At 61.2% G+C, this 18,061-nt stretch carries 16 protein-coding genes; 10 read left to right on the top strand and 6 right to left on the bottom strand.

Annotated elements, in window-relative coordinates; all coding sequences use genetic code 11:
• Nucleotides 1-372: 372 nt before the first annotated feature.
• The 4 genes from phaZ (at nucleotide 373) to EKL02_RS06770 (ending at nucleotide 3,512) form a co-directional block, all read left to right on the top strand.
• Nucleotides 373-1,608: a polyhydroxyalkanoate depolymerase gene (gene phaZ / locus EKL02_RS06785; RefSeq protein WP_128901346.1), complete on the top strand. Its 1,236-nt coding sequence runs from the start codon at nucleotides 373-375 to the stop codon at nucleotides 1,606-1,608.
• 128 nt (nucleotides 1,609-1,736) lie between these two features.
• Nucleotides 1,737-2,438 carry an electron transport complex subunit RsxB gene (gene rsxB, locus EKL02_RS06780; RefSeq protein ID WP_128901345.1) on the top strand — a complete coding sequence of 234 codons (702 nt, stop codon included), beginning with the start codon at nucleotides 1,737-1,739 and terminating at the stop codon, nucleotides 2,436-2,438.
• Nucleotides 2,431-3,081: an endonuclease III gene (gene nth / locus EKL02_RS06775; protein WP_128901344.1), complete on the top strand. Its 651-nt coding sequence runs from the start codon at nucleotides 2,431-2,433 to the stop codon at nucleotides 3,079-3,081. The genes rsxB and nth overlap by 8 nt, the downstream gene beginning before the upstream one ends.
• Nucleotides 3,082-3,083: 2 nt before the next feature.
• Nucleotides 3,084-3,512, top strand: a complete 429-nt coding sequence (locus tag EKL02_RS06770; protein WP_128901343.1) for a DUF1841 family protein — start codon at nucleotides 3,084-3,086, stop codon at nucleotides 3,510-3,512.
• Nucleotides 3,513-3,578: 66 nt separating this feature from the next.
• Here the strand turns inward: EKL02_RS06770 and EKL02_RS06765 are convergent, their stop codons facing one another.
• The 3 genes from EKL02_RS06765 to EKL02_RS06755 all read right to left on the bottom strand — a co-directional run bounded on the left by EKL02_RS06765 (nucleotide 3,579) and on the right by EKL02_RS06755 (nucleotide 6,540).
• Nucleotides 3,579-3,932, bottom strand: a complete 354-nt coding sequence (locus EKL02_RS06765) for a cytochrome c (RefSeq protein WP_128901342.1) — start codon at nucleotides 3,930-3,932, stop codon at nucleotides 3,579-3,581.
• Between the two features lie 12 nt (nucleotides 3,933-3,944).
• Complete coding sequence (locus EKL02_RS06760; RefSeq protein WP_128901341.1) at nucleotides 3,945-4,265, bottom strand: cytochrome c; 321 nt, start codon at nucleotides 4,263-4,265, stop codon at nucleotides 3,945-3,947.
• Between the two features lie 142 nt (nucleotides 4,266-4,407).
• Complete coding sequence (locus EKL02_RS06755) at nucleotides 4,408-6,540, bottom strand: preprotein translocase subunit TatB (protein WP_128901340.1); 2,133 nt, start codon at nucleotides 6,538-6,540, stop codon at nucleotides 4,408-4,410.
• 129 nt (nucleotides 6,541-6,669) lie between these two features.
• Here EKL02_RS06755 and EKL02_RS06750 point away from each other — a divergent pair, with 129 nt between their 5' ends.
• The 5 genes from EKL02_RS06750 to parC all read left to right on the top strand — a co-directional run bounded on the left by EKL02_RS06750 (nucleotide 6,670) and on the right by parC (nucleotide 13,950).
• On the top strand, nucleotides 6,670-7,536 hold the full coding sequence (locus EKL02_RS06750; RefSeq protein ID WP_128901339.1) for a MoxR family ATPase: 867 nt from the start codon (nucleotides 6,670-6,672) through the stop codon (nucleotides 7,534-7,536).
• Between the two features lie 32 nt (nucleotides 7,537-7,568).
• Entirely contained in the window at nucleotides 7,569-8,738 is a 1,170-nt protein-coding gene (locus EKL02_RS06745) for a VWA domain-containing protein (RefSeq protein ID WP_128901338.1), read from the top strand.
• A gap of 114 nt (nucleotides 8,739-8,852) precedes the next feature.
• Nucleotides 8,853-10,838, top strand: a complete 1,986-nt coding sequence (locus EKL02_RS06740; protein WP_128901337.1) for a DNA topoisomerase IV subunit B — start codon at nucleotides 8,853-8,855, stop codon at nucleotides 10,836-10,838.
• Nucleotides 10,838-11,623 (top strand): transglycosylase SLT domain-containing protein, encoded by a 786-nt coding sequence (locus EKL02_RS06735; RefSeq protein ID WP_128901336.1) that lies wholly within the window; start codon nucleotides 10,838-10,840, stop codon nucleotides 11,621-11,623. Before EKL02_RS06740 ends, EKL02_RS06735 begins: the two co-directional genes overlap by 1 nt.
• 14 nt (nucleotides 11,624-11,637) lie before the next feature.
• Nucleotides 11,638-13,950: a DNA topoisomerase IV subunit A gene (gene parC / locus EKL02_RS06730; protein WP_128901335.1), complete on the top strand. Its 2,313-nt coding sequence runs from the start codon at nucleotides 11,638-11,640 to the stop codon at nucleotides 13,948-13,950.
• 108 nt (nucleotides 13,951-14,058) lie between these two features.
• Here parC and EKL02_RS06725 read toward each other — a convergent pair whose 3' ends face one another.
• The 3 genes from EKL02_RS06725 to EKL02_RS06715 form a co-directional block, all read right to left on the bottom strand.
• Nucleotides 14,059-15,252, bottom strand: a complete 1,194-nt coding sequence (locus tag EKL02_RS06725; protein ID WP_128901334.1) for a PLP-dependent aminotransferase family protein — start codon at nucleotides 15,250-15,252, stop codon at nucleotides 14,059-14,061.
• A gap of 67 nt (nucleotides 15,253-15,319) precedes the next feature.
• On the bottom strand, nucleotides 15,320-15,778 hold the full coding sequence (locus tag EKL02_RS06720) for a RidA family protein (RefSeq protein WP_128901333.1): 459 nt from the start codon (nucleotides 15,776-15,778) through the stop codon (nucleotides 15,320-15,322).
• 97 nt (nucleotides 15,779-15,875) lie between these two features.
• The gene (locus tag EKL02_RS06715) at nucleotides 15,876-16,460 is read right to left on the bottom strand and encodes a LysE family translocator (protein WP_128901332.1); all 585 of its coding nucleotides are present in this window, start codon (nucleotides 16,458-16,460) and stop codon (nucleotides 15,876-15,878) included.
• A 105-nt stretch (nucleotides 16,461-16,565) separates the two neighbouring features.
• On the opposite strand from EKL02_RS06715, the gene EKL02_RS06710 reads away from it, so the two are divergent.
• A complete protein-coding gene (locus EKL02_RS06710) occupies nucleotides 16,566-18,029 on the top strand; it encodes a PLP-dependent aminotransferase family protein (RefSeq protein WP_128901331.1) in 1,464 nt (487 codons plus the stop codon).
• The last annotated feature ends 32 nt before the right edge of the window (nucleotides 18,030-18,061 follow it).

Below are 18,061 nucleotides of genomic sequence, written 5' to 3'. Positions count from 1 at the left end.
CGGATTGATTACCTTTTTATGACGATGTCATCATCGGAATGGAAAGCCTTGCACCATAAAAGAGCGTTAAGTCATTGATTTCACTTGCAATAGCCATAATTTAGTTGAAATAAAACGACAGAGGTAAAGAATAAATACGCCGTGAATGTCTGGTAAGTCCCGACAATTATGGTATGTTTCTGAGGAACAATTGGTACGTAGGTAGTTTTTCTCAGTAGTGCCTAGTTTTGCAAAAAGATTGCTACTCTTTGTAAATTTTATTGTGGTGCAACGAGAATTTTCCTACACGTTGAAGTAAAATGGTCTATGATGCATTGCAACAATTAAAATCAATTTGAGACTTTTTGTGACGCACTATTCGATGAGGCGATCATGCTTTACCAATTTCATGAATTAAACCGCAACTTCATTAACCCACTGATCCAGTGGGCTGAAGCGTCCGCCAAATTATTTACCAATCCGGTGTCACCGCTGGCACATGCCCCTTTCGCGCAACGCATTGCTGCGGGCTACGAGCTGATGCACCGCTTGGGCAAGGCCTATGAAAAGCCGCCGTTTGGGATCGACAAAGTGGAAGTCAACGGCAAAGAGGTCCAGATCCTGGAACGCGTTGCCATTGAAAAGCCATTCTGCAACCTGATCCACTTCAAAAAAGACTTGAGCGATGCCGAAATCGCCAAGCTAAAGCACCCCAAAGTACTCATAGTCGCCCCGCTGTCCGGCCACCACGCCACCCTGTTGCGGGGCACCGTGCGCAGCATGCTCGAAAACCATGACGTCTACGTCACCGACTGGATCGATGCGCGCATGGTGCCGTATTCGGAAGGCCCCTTCCATTTGCACGACTATGTATATTACGTGCAGGAGTACATTCGCAAGCTGGGGCCTGACCTCCATGTCATGGCCGTCTGCCAGCCGACCGTGCCGGTTCTGGCTGCGGTCTCGCTGATGGCCACAGAAAATGACCCGATGCTGCCCAAGTCGATGATCCTGATGGGTGGCCCGATCGATCCGGGCAAGTCGCCGACACAAGTCAACGACCTGGCGACCGACAAACCGTTTTCCTGGTTTGAAAACACCGTGATCTATTCCGTGCCGCCGACCTATCCGGGCCATGGCCGCAAGGTCTACCCAGGCTTCCTGCAGCATGCTGGTTTCGTGGCGATGAATCCGGGCCGCCATGCGCAAAGCCACTGGGATTTCTACATGCACCTGCGCGAGGGTGACATTGCCTCGGCCGAAGAACACCGCAAGTTCTACGATGAGTACAATGCCGTGCTCGACATGCCGGCAGAGTTTTACCTGGAAACCATCAAGCTGATTTTCCAGGATCACGTCCTGCCCAAGGGCACCTGGGAAGTCGGTGGCAAACTGGTGCGTCCGCAGGATATCAAGACCGTTGCCCTGTTCACCATCGAAGGCGAACTGGATGACATCACCGGACCCGGCCAGACCCAGGCTGCGCACGACCTGTGCTCCGGCATTCCGAAAAACATGCAGGAGGATTATGTTGCGCAGAAATGCGGGCATTACGGCATTTTCACGGGCCGCCGCTGGCGCGAAATCATTTGTCCGAAGGTCGGCGAATTCATCAAGAAACATTCCTGATTCGCTGGAGCGTCATGCAAAAGCCGTCCCCACGTCGGGACGGCTTTTTTTATTCCAGGACCATGCCGGATTGTGCCAAACCCGGCGGCATTGGATAATGCTGGTTTTACCGCAGAATATTCGCCCTCGTGTCCGCCCCGCTTGCCGATCAAATCGAAAACCTCCTGCCGCAAACGCAGTGCACAAAATGCGGCTATCCGGCCTGCCGCCCCTATGCCGAAGCGGTCGCCAATGGCGAGGCCTCCTATAACCAGTGTCCGCCCGGTGGTGCCGAGGGTGTCGCACGGCTGGCAAACCTGCTTGGCAAGCCTGTCATTGCGCTCAATCCCGCCAATGGCCCTGAGCGCCCGCGCCCGGTTGCGCTGATCGACGAAGCCTTGTGCATTGGCTGCACGCTGTGCATTCAGGCCTGTCCGGTGGATGCCATCGTCGGCGCCGCCAAGCTGATGCATACGGTAGTGCCGTCGCTTTGCACCGGTTGCGACCTGTGCGTTGCGCCCTGCCCGGTCGACTGCATCGCCATGGTCGATGTTACCGGCGCCAATACAGGCTGGGATGCCTGGTCGCAGCAGCAGGCTGACGATGCCCGCGACCGCCACGATTTCCATGGCATGCGCCTGAAGCGCGAAAAGGAAGAAAACGACGCCAGGCTGGCAGCCAAGGCCACTGCCAAACTGCAGGCGCTGGAAGCGGAAGCCGCTGCCAGCCCCGAAGATCTGGCCGAACAGGCGCGCAAGAAAGCGATCGTGCAGGCAGCGATCGAACGTGCACGCCTCAAGAAGGAGCAGATGGCGGCGGCAGCAGCAGGCACGGGGGAAAACCATGAATAGCCAGCAGCGGCAGCTGATGTTCGAGCGCTTGCGCAGCGCCAATCCGCATCCGACGACGGAACTTGCCTACACCACGCCCTTTGAATTGCTGATTGCCGTAATCCTGTCGGCGCAGGCGACCGATGTCTCGGTCAACAAGGCCACGCGCGTTCTGTTCCCGATCGCCAATACGCCACAGGCGATTTTCGACCTCGGTGTCGAGGGCCTGGAACAATATATTCGCACCATCGGCCTGTACCGCACCAAGGCCAAGAACGTCATCGAAACCTGCCGCATCCTGATCGAGCAACATGGCAGCACCGTGCCGCGCACGCGCGAAAGCCTGCAAGCCCTGCCCGGCGTGGGCCGCAAGACTGCCAATGTCGTGCTGAATACGGCATTCGGCGAATCCGTGATGGCCGTGGATACGCATATCTTCCGGGTCGCCAACCGCACTGGCCTGGCTCCCGGGAAAAACGTCGATGAAGTCGAACGGCAGCTGATGAAAAAAGTCCCTGCCGAATTCCTGCATGACGCCCATCACTGGCTCATCCTGCATGGCCGTTATACCTGCATCGCGCGCAAGCCGCTGTGCTGGAACTGCATCATTGCGGATTTGTGCGACTATGCGGACAAGACGCCGCTGCCGGCAAAAGGAATCTGATCATGTTCAATCCCTCGCAAGATGACGTGCGGCGCTTTTTTTGCGCGGCCTACCGCAAGCACCGCAACAATGAAATCCTGACGCCGCTGGAAGCCATTGCGCGCGACTGGATCGCCCAGCATCCGGAGTATGCGGGCGAACTGGAAGATGCGGATGCCGCGCTGGCAGCCGACTATTCAGTAGAACGCGGCCAGGCCAATCCCTTCCTGCACCTCTCGATGCACCTGTCGATTGCCGAGCAGGTGTCGATCGACCAGCCGCCTGGCATCCGCGCGGCTTGCCAGGCGCTCGCCCGCAAGCTGCAATCCGAGCACGAAGCCCATCACCACATCATGGAATGCCTGGGCGAAATGATCTGGAATTCGCAACGCAACGGCACCCCGCCGGATGGCGCAGCCTATATCGATTGCGTGCAGCGGCGCGCCCGCTAGTCACTGGCGCAGGTCAATAAAAAAAGCCACGGAACCCGTGGCTTTTTTCAGGCCGACTACGCAAACTTACTTGCGCAACACCAGCGAGCCCGGCAGGCTGTGCAGGTAGGCGGCGATATCCTGGATATCCTTCTTGCTCAAAGGTTTGACCACACCACCCATGATCGCGTTGCCGCGGCCATTCGCTGCGCTGGCGCCACGCTGGTAGGCAATCAAGGCATGCTCCAGGTAATCCTTGTGCTGACCGGCCAGCTTCGGGTACGTGGGATCGATCGGCGTGTTGTAATCCTGGCCGTGGCAGCTGAAGCAATTATTCTGTTGCGCTGCCTTCTTGCCGGCTTCGATATTGCCGGCGGCCTGGGCACCCAGGCAAGTTGCAGCGGCGAGTACCAGGACCGCGGCCTTAAACATGTTTTTCATCGTGCGCTCCCCTTATTTCTGCTGCGCGTAATATGCTGCAACGTCGGCAATATCCTGCTCCGACAGGCTGGCGGCAATGCCCTGCATGGTCGGATGCTTGCGGTCGCCCTTCTTGTACGCTTTCAGCGCGCTTTCAATGTATTTTGCCGACTGGCCGCCCAGCATGGGCACTTGATAGAGTTCCGGGAAGGAAGCCTTGTAGCCCGGAATGCCGTGGCAGCCGATACACATCTCAACCTTGGCCCTGGCGGCCTTGGCGTCGCCGACCACTTCCGCCGCAACGGAAAGGTTGGCTACGCCTGCGAGCGCGAGCAATGCGAATATTTTTTTCATGGTAGCAGGAGGTAAGTAAAGCGAAACCGGCGGGCGTCCAGCACTCCCTTGCATCGCCGGCACCCAAACCATGCGATTTTACCTGAACTCCTACCGCCAGTCCATGCTGGCCAGACAACACCCTGCCGGGCACGGTTCAGGCTCAGGCACCGCCGGCGCGCCTGGTCTCTTCCACCTCCGGTTCCGGGGCCGATTTGGCAGCGCCCGCCCCACCCGCTTCCGTCTCCTGCGCAAAGAGAAAGGCGCGCGGCGACCTTGCGAAATGCCGCAGCACCGTGCGGAATACCAGCCGGCGGATGCGCTCCGGCACTTCGCGGGCGCGCAAGGCCAGCGCCAGGGCAAAGGCAAACGCGACGCCGACATTCAGCAAGCCGATGGTGACGATGCCCAGTACCGCAAGCCAGAAGTCCGACGACAGAAAGAGGCTGCTACCCAGGCTGGCAGCCGCAGCGACCAGCGTCCCCGTAGCCAGCGTAACATGCCGCACATCCAGCCCCAGACCGAAAAACTGGCTGACTGCCGGCCCCATGCCCAGCAGGAAAGCCAGCGACAGGTTGCCCGCGACGCTGGCGACATGACGCTCGACCCAGTGTGCCAGCCGCTCGGCGCGGGCGGTGCCGAGCGCATGCACCAGGCGCCGGTGATGTGCCAGCGAGGCACGCAACTGGCGCAAGGCAAACCAGTTGTCGGCAAAACTGGCGACCAGGCTGGAGATCCAGAGCAAGATGCCCGTCAGGGCGGCAAACAGCGGCGTCACCCCGAATAACGACAGCGAATCCAGGCTGGCCCGGGCTTTTTCCGGCGCCAGCAGCGGCGTCCCCGTGGCAAGGAGCACTGCCCCCGCCAGCAGCGCCATGGCGGGAATCACGGCCATCAGGTTGCCGAACACGGCAGCGGCCTGAGAGCGCAACAACGATGCAATCTCCTGCATCAAGGCGCGCAAGCCATCGAGGGAATCCAGCGCGCCCATCCTCGCTGCCAGCGCCGGCGCCGTCACTGCCGGCTGCTTGGTCGCCAGCACGCCGCCCAGCGCAGTGATCAGCATGAAGCTGGCTGCGTATGTCAGCGAGGCAGACAAGCCGTCGAAGAAACGGGCCTCCGCACCGACCAGGGCATACTTGGCCAGCACGGTAAAAGCAGTTACTACGCCTCCCACGCAGGCCGCCTTGAGCATGGCGTTGTACTGGCTGCGGTTACGGGCAATGTAATGCTCGCCCCGGCTGGCATTGCGCTCGACCAGCTTGCGTGCAAGCAGGGAAAAACTGCGCTGCACCAGCGCCGGCACCGAGTCGCGCGCATGCTGGGCGCAAATCAGGTCGGCCAGCAGGGCCTGGACCTGCCCTGCCCCTTGCGGCGTGTGCAGGGTTGCCGTGCGCAAATCGAGCAGGCGGCCGATGCGCACCAGTTGCGCGCGCATGCGTTCGACGCTATAGACCAGGCCGACCGACACACCATGCTCGTCCAGGTCGGCGTAAATCCGGTCGGTTTGCGCCTGGCAAACGGCAACCAGCATTTTCACGCTGCGCAACGCGGCCACATCATGGTCGCGCGAAAGGCAATACTTCTCCAGTTCGCGCCGCAGCGCCATGAATGGCGTCGCCTGCAAGGGCACCTTCGGGTCCAGGCGCTGGCGGAAAGCCGGACCAATGCCGACCGCCACGATCATGGCAGCCAGATACGTCAGCGCCTCGTCAATCTGGCGGATGTAGGCATGCCGGATGCCTTCGTCGGTGCAGAGTTTGGCCAGGCGCGTCATAGTGGCGTGGTCCAGCGTCAGCAGCCAGCCGGCATCGGCCGGATCCGGGAACATGGCGGCAAACAGCGCCGCCAGGTCGTGTTGCGCCGGCGGGCGAGGCAGCACCAGCTTGACCAGGCGCTCGCCCAGTTCACTGAAGAAGGCCGGCTCGCGCGGCAGGCCGGTGGTGCTGAACAGCTCCGGCCCGGCGGCTTCCCGCAAGGTTTTCTGCAAGGTGGTCTGGACCACGCGGCGGATGTCGCGGTGCGCATCGAGCCAGTCGAGCAGGAACAGCAGGCGCTGCCTGCGCAGTTCGCCGGCAGCCGCCGGCCGCAGCATGGCCGTGCGCGGCACATGGCGCAACCAGGCGGCGACATCGATCACCCAGTTGGCGCGCTCATTCCAGCTGGCGAAGGGATTGGCCTGCAGGAGCAGGGATTCGACCTGGCGCTCGTAACGGATGCGACGGTCGCGCCTGTGCTGGACACCGCCGCCCAGGCGGCGGCACATCACCCACAGGCGCAAGATCAGGATTTTCATGCAGCGTATCCTCTTTTCATTAAATTCCGGAAAACCGGTTCTCGCTTATACTTAAAAAGTGATGGGGGCGATTAGACACCCCTTAATTTTCCGCTTGATGACACGAATATTTCTTTAAGACACGAAGTTATGCGACAGGAAACACGCTTCGAAGGTTCCCCAACTTATGTGGCAACGGACGATTTAAAGCTGGCGGTGAATGCCGCCCTGACGCTGCAGCGACCCTTGCTGATCAAGGGGGAGCCAGGCACCGGCAAGACCATGCTGGCCGAGGAAGTGGCGGCGGCGCTCGACATGCCCCTCATGCAATGGCACGTCAAGTCCACCACCAAGGCCCAGCAGGGGCTGTATGAATACGATGCGGTGTCGCGCCTGCGCGATTCGCAACTGGCGGATATTGAAGGTTCGGAGCGCGTCAAGGATATCCATAACTACATCGTCAAGGGCGTGCTGTGGCAAGCCTTCACGGCGCCGCAACCGGTGGTGCTGCTGATCGACGAGATCGACAAGGCCGATATCGAATTCCCCAACGATTTGCTGCGCGAGCTCGACCGCATGGAATTCTATGTGTACGAAACGCGCGAGATGGTCACGGCACGCCACCGGCCGCTGGTGATCATCACTTCGAACAATGAAAAGGAGTTGCCGGACGCCTTCCTGCGCCGCTGCTTCTTCCACTACATCAAGTTCCCGGACAAGGATACGATGCAGGACATCGTCAAGGTCCACTTTCCACGCCTGAAACGGGACTTGCTGGCGCAGGCGCTGCAGACCTTCTATGAAGTGCGCGAGGTGCCGGGGTTGAAGAAAAAACCCTCGACCTCGGAATTGCTGGACTGGCTCAAGCTTCTGCTGGCCGAAGACATTCCGCCGGAAGCCTTGCGCAGCCAGGATGCCCGGGCCGTCGTGCCACCACTGCATGGCGCCCTGCTCAAGAACGAGCAGGATGTGCATTTGTTCGAGCGCCTGCTGTCGATGGCGCGCAACGGCCGCTAGCCTCTGGAAAACGGACTGCGCAAGGAAACGCCGTGCTGATCGATTTCTTCTTCACGCTGAAGGATGCCCGGGTGCCCGTCTCGATCCGGGAATTCCTGGTTTTGCTGGAGGCGCTGCAGAAAGGCGTGATCGCGCCCTCCCTGGATGATTTTTATTTTTTAGCGCGCACCACGCTGGTCAAGGATGAGGCGCATTACGACAAGTTCGACCAGGCGTTCGGGCTGTACTTCAAGGGCATCGCCGCCACCTTCGAGGAAAATGCCCAGATCCCGCTGGACTGGCTGGTCCAGCGCATGCGGCGCGAGCTGACGCCGGAAGAAATCGCCCGGCTGGAAAAGCTTGGCTACGACAAGCTGATGGACCGGCTGCGCGAACTGCTGGAAGAACAGAAGGAACGCCACGAAGGCGGCAGCAAGTGGATCGGCACCGGCGGCACGTCGCCATTCGGCCATGGCGGCCACAATCCGGAAGGCATCCGCATCGGCGGCGAAAGCCGCAACCGCAGCGCAGTCAAGGTCTGGGAAGCGCGCGCCTATCGCGATTACGACAGCGAGCGCGAACTCGGCACGCGCAACCTGAAGGTGGCGTTGCGGCGCCTGCGGCGGTTCGCCCGCGATGGCGCCCAGGAAGAGCTGGCGCTGGACGACACCATCCGCGCCACCGCCAACAATGCCGGCTACCTGGATATCCGCATGCGGCCGGAGCGCCGCAACAATGTCAAGGTGCTGATGCTGCTGGACGTGGGCGGCAGCATGGATGACCACGTCGCCCGCACCGAAGAACTGTTTTCCGCCGCGAGTTCGGAATTCAAGAACATGGAGTTCTTCTATTTCCACAACTGCGTCTACGATCATCTCTGGAAGCACAACCGGCGCCGCCATGCCGAACGCTTCCCGACCTGGGATGTGCTGCGCAAGTACACCCCGGACACCAAGCTGATCTTTGTCGGCGACGCCACCATGAGCCCGTATGAAATCCTGCAGCCGGGTGGCTCGGTGGAATACAACAACGAGGAAGCCGGTGCGGCCTGGCTGCAGCGGTTTACCCACGCCTTTCCAAAACATATCTGGCTCAATCCCGAGCCGGAAGGCTTGTGGCAATACCGCCAGTCGATTGCCATCATCTACAAGATCCTGCAGGGCAGGATGTTCCCGATTACCCTGGACGGGCTGGAGCGCGGCATGCGCATGCTGAGCAAATAGACAAGCCCCGTGCCTGAAATTTAAGGCATGCACAAATTGCTGGAAAAGGGTAATCTGTTGGCTGTACAATTTTTACTGTACAAATAAACAGTTTATTTGCACTACATTCCCTGCATGGCCACCAAAAAAACCACATCCGATTACAGCGAATCATCGATCCGGGTCCTGAAAGGGCTCGAACCCGTCAAGCAGCGCCCGGGCATGTACACCCGCACGGAAAATCCGCTGCACATCATCCAGGAGGTGATCGACAATGCCTCGGATGAAGCGCTGGGCGGGTTTGCCAGGAATATACTGGTCACCCTGAATGCCGACGGCAGCGTCAGCGTCGAAGATGACGGCCGCGGCATTCCGGTCGGCCTGCACCCGGAAGAAAAGGTGCCGACCGTGGAAATCGTCTTTACCCGCCTGCATGCCGGTGGCAAATTCGACAAGGGTTCCGGCGGCGCTTATTCTTTCTCGGGCGGCTTGCACGGCGTTGGCGTATCGGTTACGAATGCATTGTCGACACGCCTGGAAATCACGGTATGGCGCGAAGGCCGCGTCCATGACATGGCCTTCGCCGATGGCGATGTCATTGAAAAGCTGAAATCCCGCGCACCGGGCAAGGATGAAAAAAAATCCGGCACCAAGGTCACGGCCTGGCCCAACCCGAAGTACTTTGATGCGGCAACGATCCCGCTGAGCGAATTGCAGCGCCTCCTGCGCTCCAAGGCAGTGCTGCTGCCGGGCGTGAAAGTTACCCTGTTTAACGCCAGGAATGGCGACACGCAAACCTGGCAATATGACCAGGGCTTGCGTGGCTACCTGGTCGAATCGCTGGCACAATCCACCAGCGCCGAGCCGGTCATCCCGCTGTTCGAGGGTGAGCAATACGCCAGCGCCGACGCCGAAGGTTTCGCCGAGGGCGAAGGTGCAGCCTGGGTGGTGGCCTGGACCGAAGATGGCAACGTGGTGCGCGAGTCTTACGTCAACCTGATTCCCACATCGGCGGGCGGCACCCATGAATCGGGGCTGCGCGAAGGCCTCTTCGGCGCGGTCAAGAGTTTCGTCGAAATGCATTCGCTGCTGCCCAAGGGCGTGAAGCTCTTGCCGGAAGACGTGTTCGCGCGCGCCTCCTTCGTGCTTTCCGCCAAGGTGCTGGATCCGCAATTCCAGGGACAGACCAAGGAGCGCCTGAATTCGCGCGATGCGGTGCGGCTGGTGTCGAGTTTCGCCCGGCCCTCGCTGGAATTGTGGTTGAACCAGCACGTCGACTACGGCAAGAAGCTGGCCGAACTGGTCATCAAGCAAGCCCAGTCGCGCCTGCGCTCGGCGCAGAAAGTCGAAAAGAAAAAATCCTCCGGCGTCGCAGTCTTGCCCGGTAAGCTGACCGATTGCGAATCGTCCGACATCACCCGCAACGAACTGTTCCTGGTCGAGGGCGACTCCGCCGGCGGCTCGGCCAAGATGGGACGCGACAAGGAATTCCAGGCCATCCTGCCGCTGCGCGGCAAGGTGCTCAACTCCTGGGAAACCGAGCGCGACCGCCTGTTTGCCAACAACGAGATCCATGACATTGCCGTGGCCATCGGCGTCGATCCGCACGGCCCCAACGACACGCCCGACCTGTCCGGCCTGCGCTATGGCCGCATCTGCATCCTCTCGGACGCCGACGTCGACGGCTCGCATATCCAGGTCTTGCTGCTGACGCTGTTCTTCAAGCACTTCCCGCAACTGATCGCGCGCGGCCACATCTGCATCGCGCGCCCGCCGCTGTACCGCGTCGACGCGCCGGCGCGCGGCAAGAAGCCGGCGCAGAAAGTGTATGCGCTCGACGAGGGCGAGCTGATTGCGATCGAGGACAAGCTGCGCAAGGACGGCGTCAAGGATGGCGCCTGGAGCATCGCCCGCTTCAAGGGCCTGGGTGAAATGAATGCCGAACAATTGTGGGAAACCACCATGAACCCCGATACCCGGCGCCTCTTGCCTGTGACCGTGGGCGACTTCGGCCTGACGGCGTCACATGAGCGGTTCAACATGTTGATGGGCAAAGGCGAGGCATCCGCCCGGCGCGCCTGGCTGGAAGAGCACGGCAACGAAGCGGAAGCCGATATCTGATGACGACACTGCGTGCCATCCTGCTGGCTTCCTGCCTGGCGCTGGCCGGGACTGCCGCGCATGCCGACATCTATGGCTACGTCGATGCGCAAGGCAACGCGCATTTTTCCACGGAAAAGCTGGATTCACGCTATCAGCTGTATGCCCGCGGCGACGCCATGTTCGATACCGGGCGGCTCGATCAGCACGTGTCCGCAGGTGAGCACAAGCCGCTCTCCCCTGCCATGTCACGCCAGCTTGGCGAACATCCCAACCTGAAAAAATTCGAACCCCTGCTGCAAAAGGCGGCCAGCGAATACGGCCTGCAACCGGCATTGCTGAAGGCGATCATGGCAGCAGAGTCCGGCTTCAACCCGGCGGCGGTTTCGCCGAAAGGCGCCATCGGCCTGATGCAGGTGATGCCGGAAACCGCCGAGCGCTATGGCCTGCAGGCCGGCGCCAGGAAGTCTCTGGAGCAAAAGCTGGCCGATCCGCAAACCAATATCCGCCTGAGCGCGCGCTATCTGCGCGACCTCTCGCGGTTGTTTCCGGACAAGCCGGAGCTGGTGATCGCCTCCTACAACGCCGGCGAAGGCGCGGTGCAAAAATACCGCAACACCATCCCGCCCTATCCTGAAACACGTAATTACGTGAAGCTGGTGGCGCAGTTTTACCAGTTTTTCCGCATGACCACGGACCAGGGCACGGCACCGACCCTGTCAAGTCCGAACGGCAGCCGACGCATCCGCATGACCATCCCCGGCCGCGCGCCCCTGCCGGCGATACCGACGCCCCAATACGAATAATTCACCGAACCACGATGACTGAACAAGCCAATCTGTTTGAAGCCAGCCAGCCCGACGACAGCGAATCCCTGACGCTCGCCACCTTCGCCGAGCGCGCCTACCTCGATTACGCCATTTCCGTCGTCAAGGGCCGTGCCCTGCCGGACGTGTGCGATGGCCAGAAGCCGGTGCAGCGCCGCATCCTTTACGCCATGCACGAGCTTGGCCTGAACGCCACGGCCAAGCCGCGCAAGTCCGCTGCGGTGGTCGGCGACGTACTGGGCAAATTGCATCCGCACGGCGACCAGTCGGTCTACGACGCCATGGTGCGCATGGCGCAGGATTTCTCGCTGCGCTACCCGCTGGTCGACGGCCAGGGCAACTTCGGCTCGCGCGACGGCGACGGCGCAGCAGCCATGCGCTACACCGAAGCGCGCCTGACGCCGATCTCGAAACTCCTGCTCGATGAAATCGACATGGGCACGGTGGATTTCCAGCCCAACTACGACGGCTCCACCGAGGAACCCTGCCTGCTGCCGGCCCGCCTGCCGATGGTGCTCCTGAACGGTGCCTCCGGCATTGCCGTCGGCATGGCCACCGAAATCCCGCCGCACAACCTGCAGGAAGTGGCAAAGGCGGCAGTCGCCCTGATCCGCAACCCGAAGCTCACCAGCCGCGAACTGCTGGAATTCATCCCCGGCCCGGATTTCCCCGGCGGCGGGCAAATCATCACGCCGGCGGCGGCGATCGCCGAAATCTATGATAGCGGGCGTGGTTCGCTCAAGGTGCGCGCGCGCTGGAAGATCGAGGACATGGCCCGCGGCCAGTGGCAACTGGTCGTCACCGAACTGCCGCCCGGCACTTCGTCGCAAAAGGTGCTCGAAGAGATCGAGGAAATCACCAATCCCAAGCTCAAGCTCGGCAAGAAGTCGCTTTTGCCCGACCAGTTGAGCCTGAAACAGAACGTGCTGGGCCTGCTGGATGCCGTGCGCGACGAGTCGGGACGCGAGGCACCGGTGCGCCTGGTGTTCGAACCGAAATCGAAGAACCAGGACCAGACCGAATTTGCCAACACGCTGCTGGCCCACACCTCGCTGGAAACCAGCGCCCCGGCCAACCTCGTGATGATCGGCGGCGACGGCCGCCCACGGCAAAAAAAACTGGCGGACATTCTCAACGAATGGATCGCCTTCCGCTTTGCCACCATCACCCGGCGCACGCAGTTCCGCCTGCAGAAGGTCGACGACCGCATCCATATTCTCGAAGGCCGCGAAGCGGTGCTGCTGAACATCGATGAAGTCATCCGCATCATCCGCGAGTCCGACGAGCCGAAACCGGCGCTGATCGCCCACTTCCGCCTGTCCGAGCGGCAGGCCGAGGATATCCTGGAAATCCGTCTGCGCCAGCTGGCGCGCCTGGAAGCAATCAAGATCCAGCAGGAATTGCTGGAATTGCGCAGCGAACGCGCCGGCCTGCAGGATTTGCTGGACAACCCGGCCTCGATGAAGCGCCTGGTCATCAAGGAAATCGAGACCGATGCCAAGCAGTTTGGCGACGCCCGTCGCACCCTGATCGAGGAAGCCGAACGTGCGGTGGTCGAACAGAAATTGATCGACGAGCCGGTTACGGTGGTCATTTCGCAAAAAGGCTGGATACGCTCGCGCAACGGCCATGGCCACGACGCCGCGCAATTTGCATTCAAGGCAGGCGATGACCTGTACGGCACGTTCGAATGCCGCACGGTCGACAATCTCCTCGCCTTCGGTTCCAATGGCCGCATTTACTCGGTGCCGGTGGCCTCGCTGCCTGGCGCGCGCGGCGACGGCGTACCCATCACCACGCTGCTCGAACTCGCCGCCGGCACCCAGTTGCGCCACTACTACGTCGGCGTGCCCGACACCACCCTGCTGCTGGCATCGGATGCCGGCTACGGCTTTGTCGCCCGCGCCGGCGACATGGTCAGCCGCACCCGGGGCGGCAAGGCCTTCATGACGCTCGACGAGGGCGACGTTCCGCTGGCGCCGCGCGCCCTGCCGGCGAACGCCAGCGCCATCGCCTGCCTGTCCGAGAAAGGGCGTGTGCTGGTGTTCGGCCTGGATGAAATCAAGACCCTGTCGGGCGGCGGCCGCGGCGTGATCCTGATGGAACTGGAGAAAAACGAAAAGCTGCTGGCTGCAGAGCCGATCAGCCAGCGCGGCGTGCTGGTTGCCGGCAGCGGCCGCGGTGGCAAGGCGCAGGAAGTGACGCTGTCGGCGTCTACACTGTCCAGCCATATCGGCAAGCGCGCGCGCAAGGGCAAGGCCCTGGAATCGAAGATCAAACCCGCCAGCCTGGCAGCGATTCAATAAATGGCTGCGGCATAAATAAAAAGGGCGGAAGCTGCAAAGCTTCCGCCCTTTTTTCATCCGGAAAAGCCGGCGACCGCGCAACCGGCGCGCCGCCCCGGCGATCCCGCCTTACAGTTTGGCGGCGATCAGCTTGCCCAGCTTGGCCACGCCTTCGCGGATCTTTTCCGGCGACACCGTCACGAAGCTCAGACGCAAGGTATTGTGCTGCGGCGCATTGGCATAGAACGGCGCACCCGGCACGAAAGCCACGTGCTGGGCGATCGCTTCATCCAGCAGCTTCATGCTGTCGATATGCTCTGGCAGGCGTACCCAGATGAACATGCCGCCCTCGGGGCGGGTCCAGTGCGTGCCTGCCGGGAAGAATTCTTCCAGCGCCGACAGCATCACCTGGCACTGGTCGGCGTACAGCTTGCGGATCGTCGGGATATGCTGGTCGAGGAATCCATCCTTGACCGCCTCGTACACCACCATCTGCGTCAATTGCGCGGTATGCAGGTCGGTTGCCTGCTTGGCTTGCTCCAGCTTGCGCACCAGCGGCTGCGGCGCCACCACGTAACCGAGGCGGATGCCAGGCGTGAGCACCTTGGAGAAGGAACCCATGTGGATGACGCCTTGCGGATTCATGCCCAACAATTTCGGCAGCGGATCGCCGCGATAGCACAACGCGCCATAAGGGTCATCCTCGATCAGCGGCACGCCCAGGCGCGCGCAGGCGTCCACCAGGGCATGGCGACGCTCGACCGACAGCGTGCGGCCGGTCGGATTCTGGAAATTCGGCAAAGCATACAGCAGGCGCGCGCCCTGGCCGATGTCGGCAATGGTTTCCGGCAGCAGGCCGCCATCGTCGGTCGGAATCGATTCGAACTGCGGACCGTACACCGAGAATGCCTGCAGGGCGCCCAGGTAACTTGGAGTTTCCACCAGCACCTTGCTGCCTTCATCGATCAGCACCTTGCCCAGCAAATCCAGGCCCTGCTGGGAACCGGACACCATCAGCACCTGGTCCGGCTCGATGCGCGTGCCTTCGCGCGTCAGCCTGTCGGCAACCCACTCGCGCAGCGGCGCATAACCGTCGGACGGCCCGTATTGCAGCGCCACCTTGCCTTGCTTCGACAGCACGGTTTCATAGGCGGCACGCATATGCTCGACCGGAAAGGTCGCGGGCGACGGCAGGCCGCCGGCGAAGGAAATGATTTCCGGGCGCATCGTAACCTTCAGGATTTCACGGATGGCCGAGCTTTCCAGTTTTTGCGCGCGGCGGGAAAAACGCCATTCGATAGGCGCGTGCTGATCGTTGTTCATGCAATTCTCTAAAGTGATGCGCGCGGCAATTGCCACGCAGTGGAAAGCGGATTCAGGCAAGCCTGTATCAGGCGATTTCGGCGACCAGGTCGATCTCGACGCAGGCGCCCAGCGGGATCTGCGCGACACCGAAGGCAGAACGGGCATGCTTGCCGGCGTCGCCAAAGACTTCGGCCAACAGCTCGGAAGCGCCATTGGTGACCAGGTGCTGCTCGGTGAAATCGGCAGTGGAATTCACCAGGCTCATCACCTTGACGATGCGCTTGACGCGGTTCAGGTCGCCGCCGCAAGCCGCCTGCAGGGTGGCGATCAGATCGATGGCGACTGCGCGGGCGGCTTGCTTGCCTTCTTCGGTTGCGATGTTCTTGCCCAACTGGCCAACCCAGGGCTTGCCGTCTTTTTTTGCGATATGGCCCGACAAATACACCGTGTTGCCAGTCTGCGCATACATGACATAGGCTGCGACCGGGGCAGCCACTGACGGCAATTCGATATTGAGGGCATTAATTTTTTCGTAATAAGACAAGATCCGCTCCGAAAATGGCGCCGGCGGCGAGCGACCGGCAAAATCAGTCAAAAGGTCGATTTTACTCCCAACCACGTCCACCGCGTACCATTGCCTGTTACAGCCACAGCGAAAATGCCGCATACACCGTCAGCAGCGCCATGACTGCCCCGTAGGCTTTTTGCCATGCCGGGCGCGCCAGTTGACGCCGCAAGGCCGCACCGGCGCCTGCCCAGAGGCTGATGCAGCAAAAATTCACCATGCAAAAAACCAGGCACAGCAGGCCGATGCCGCCGGGCGCGGCCTCGGGCAGGAACGCCGCCACGCCACCGACCGCCATCACCCAGGCCTTGGGATTAACGAATTGAAAACCCGCTGCGCCGGCAAAGGACAGCGGACGCAGCGGCGCATGTTCCGCATCGCGCAATCGCATGCACCTTAGTTGCCAGGCCAGATACAACAAATAAGCCGAACCGGCGGTTTTCAATCCGGTATGCAGCGCCGGCATTGCGAGAACCAGGCTGCCGACACCGGCGCCGCACAAAAACAGCATTGCGCCGAATCCGGCAGTCACCCCAAACAGATGCGGCACCGTGCGGCCAAAGCCGAACAAAATGCCCGATGACGTCAGCATGATGTTGTTCGGGCCCGGCGTGATCGATGAAACAAAGGCAAACAGGACCATGGGCAGCAAGGTTTCCATGACTTCTCCAGAATCAGTGGCTAAGGTGACAAGCCATCCTAGTCGACAAAACCAGTACAGTACCGGTACAATTTTAAAGATAATTCATGACACTGTTCCGGCACCATGACCAATACAGCCGCCGTCCGCCAGCCACCTCCTTTACCGACGACGGTGGGCCAGCCAATGATTTCACGCGACTCCAGCCTCTCGCTGGTAGAGCAGATCGTGCGTACACTCGCCGCCCGGATCGATGACCGCCTGCTGCGCAGCGGCGCGCGCATGCCGTCGATTCGCCAGTTCGCCGACCAGCACGGGGTATCGCGTTTCACGGTCATCGAAGCCTATGACCGGCTGGTGGCCAGCGGCCACCTCGAATCGCGCCGCGGCTCCGGGTTTTATGTGCGCGAGCGCGCGCCGCTGTTGAATGCGGCGCAGCCTGACGCCGATGCGGCAAATAGCCAGCTGGATGTGGTCTGGCTGGTGCGCAACATGTTCCGGCAACTGCCGCCGCAAAAAATGCCGGGGTCAGGCCTGTTGCCCACCGAGTGGCTGGATGCCGAACTGGTCGGCAATGCCATGCGCGCTGTCAGCCGGCAAAACCCGGCACTGCTGCTGCAATACGGCAGCCCGCAGGGATTTATGCCGTTGCGCCAGCAACTGCAGCTGAAGCTGGGCGAACTGGAAATCCAGGCAACGCCGGAGCAGATCGTCACCACTTCCGGTGTCACGCAGGCGCTCGACCTGGTCGCGCGCCACTTCCTGCGTCCAGGCGACACCGTATTCGTCGACGATCCGGCATGGTTCCTGATGTTCGGGTCATTTGCCGCGCTGGGTGCCAGGGTGATCGGCATACCGCGCGCGTCCGACGGTCCGGATGTGGCAAAACTTGCTGAACTGGCGGCATTGCACCGGCCGAAACTGTTCGTGACCAATTCGGTCTTGCACAATCCAACCTCGGGCTCGCTTTCGTCGGCCAAGGCATTCCAGATCCTGAAAATCGCCGAACAATACGATTTCCATATTGCGGAAGACGACATTTACTGCGACCTGCACCCCGGCAGCGCCATCCAGCCTGCTGCCCGCATCGCCGCGCTGGACCAGCTGCAGCGCGTGATCTACCTTGGCGGCTTTTCGAAGACACTGGCGGCCAACCTGCGGGTGGGTTTCATCGCCGCTTCGCCGGCGCTGGCCCAGGCGCTGGCCGACCGCAAGATCCTGACATCGCTGACCAGCACTGAAATCGGCGAACGGGTGGTCTACAAGGTTTTATCCGAAGGCCACTATCGCAAGCACGCCGAACGCCTGCGCGGCAAGCTCGACCGCGCCCGCGAACACACCCTGCGGCAGCTTGAACGCATTGGACTGGAGGTCACTGGCAGGCCGGCTGCCGGCATGTTTGTCTGGGTCGATACCGGGCGCGACACCAATCGCCAGACCGAGCGGGCCATGGCCGAAGGCTGGCTGCTGGCCCCCGGCAGCCTGTTTTCGCCGCACCAGTTGCCGTCATCGAAGATGCGCCTGAATATCGCCGCCATGTCCGATCCCGGCATCTGGCGCTTTCTGGAAGAGTCGCTGGAAAAGCCTTGAAATTCCTGCTTCCATCCCCATTGTGCAAAAAA

Source organism: Janthinobacterium sp. 17J80-10 (assembly GCF_004114795.1).
Classification (GTDB): domain Bacteria; phylum Pseudomonadota; class Gammaproteobacteria; order Burkholderiales; family Burkholderiaceae_D; genus Paucimonas.
The sequence above is the reverse complement of the archived record's forward strand: the minus strand, read 5'-3'. Positions and strand labels throughout refer to the sequence as shown.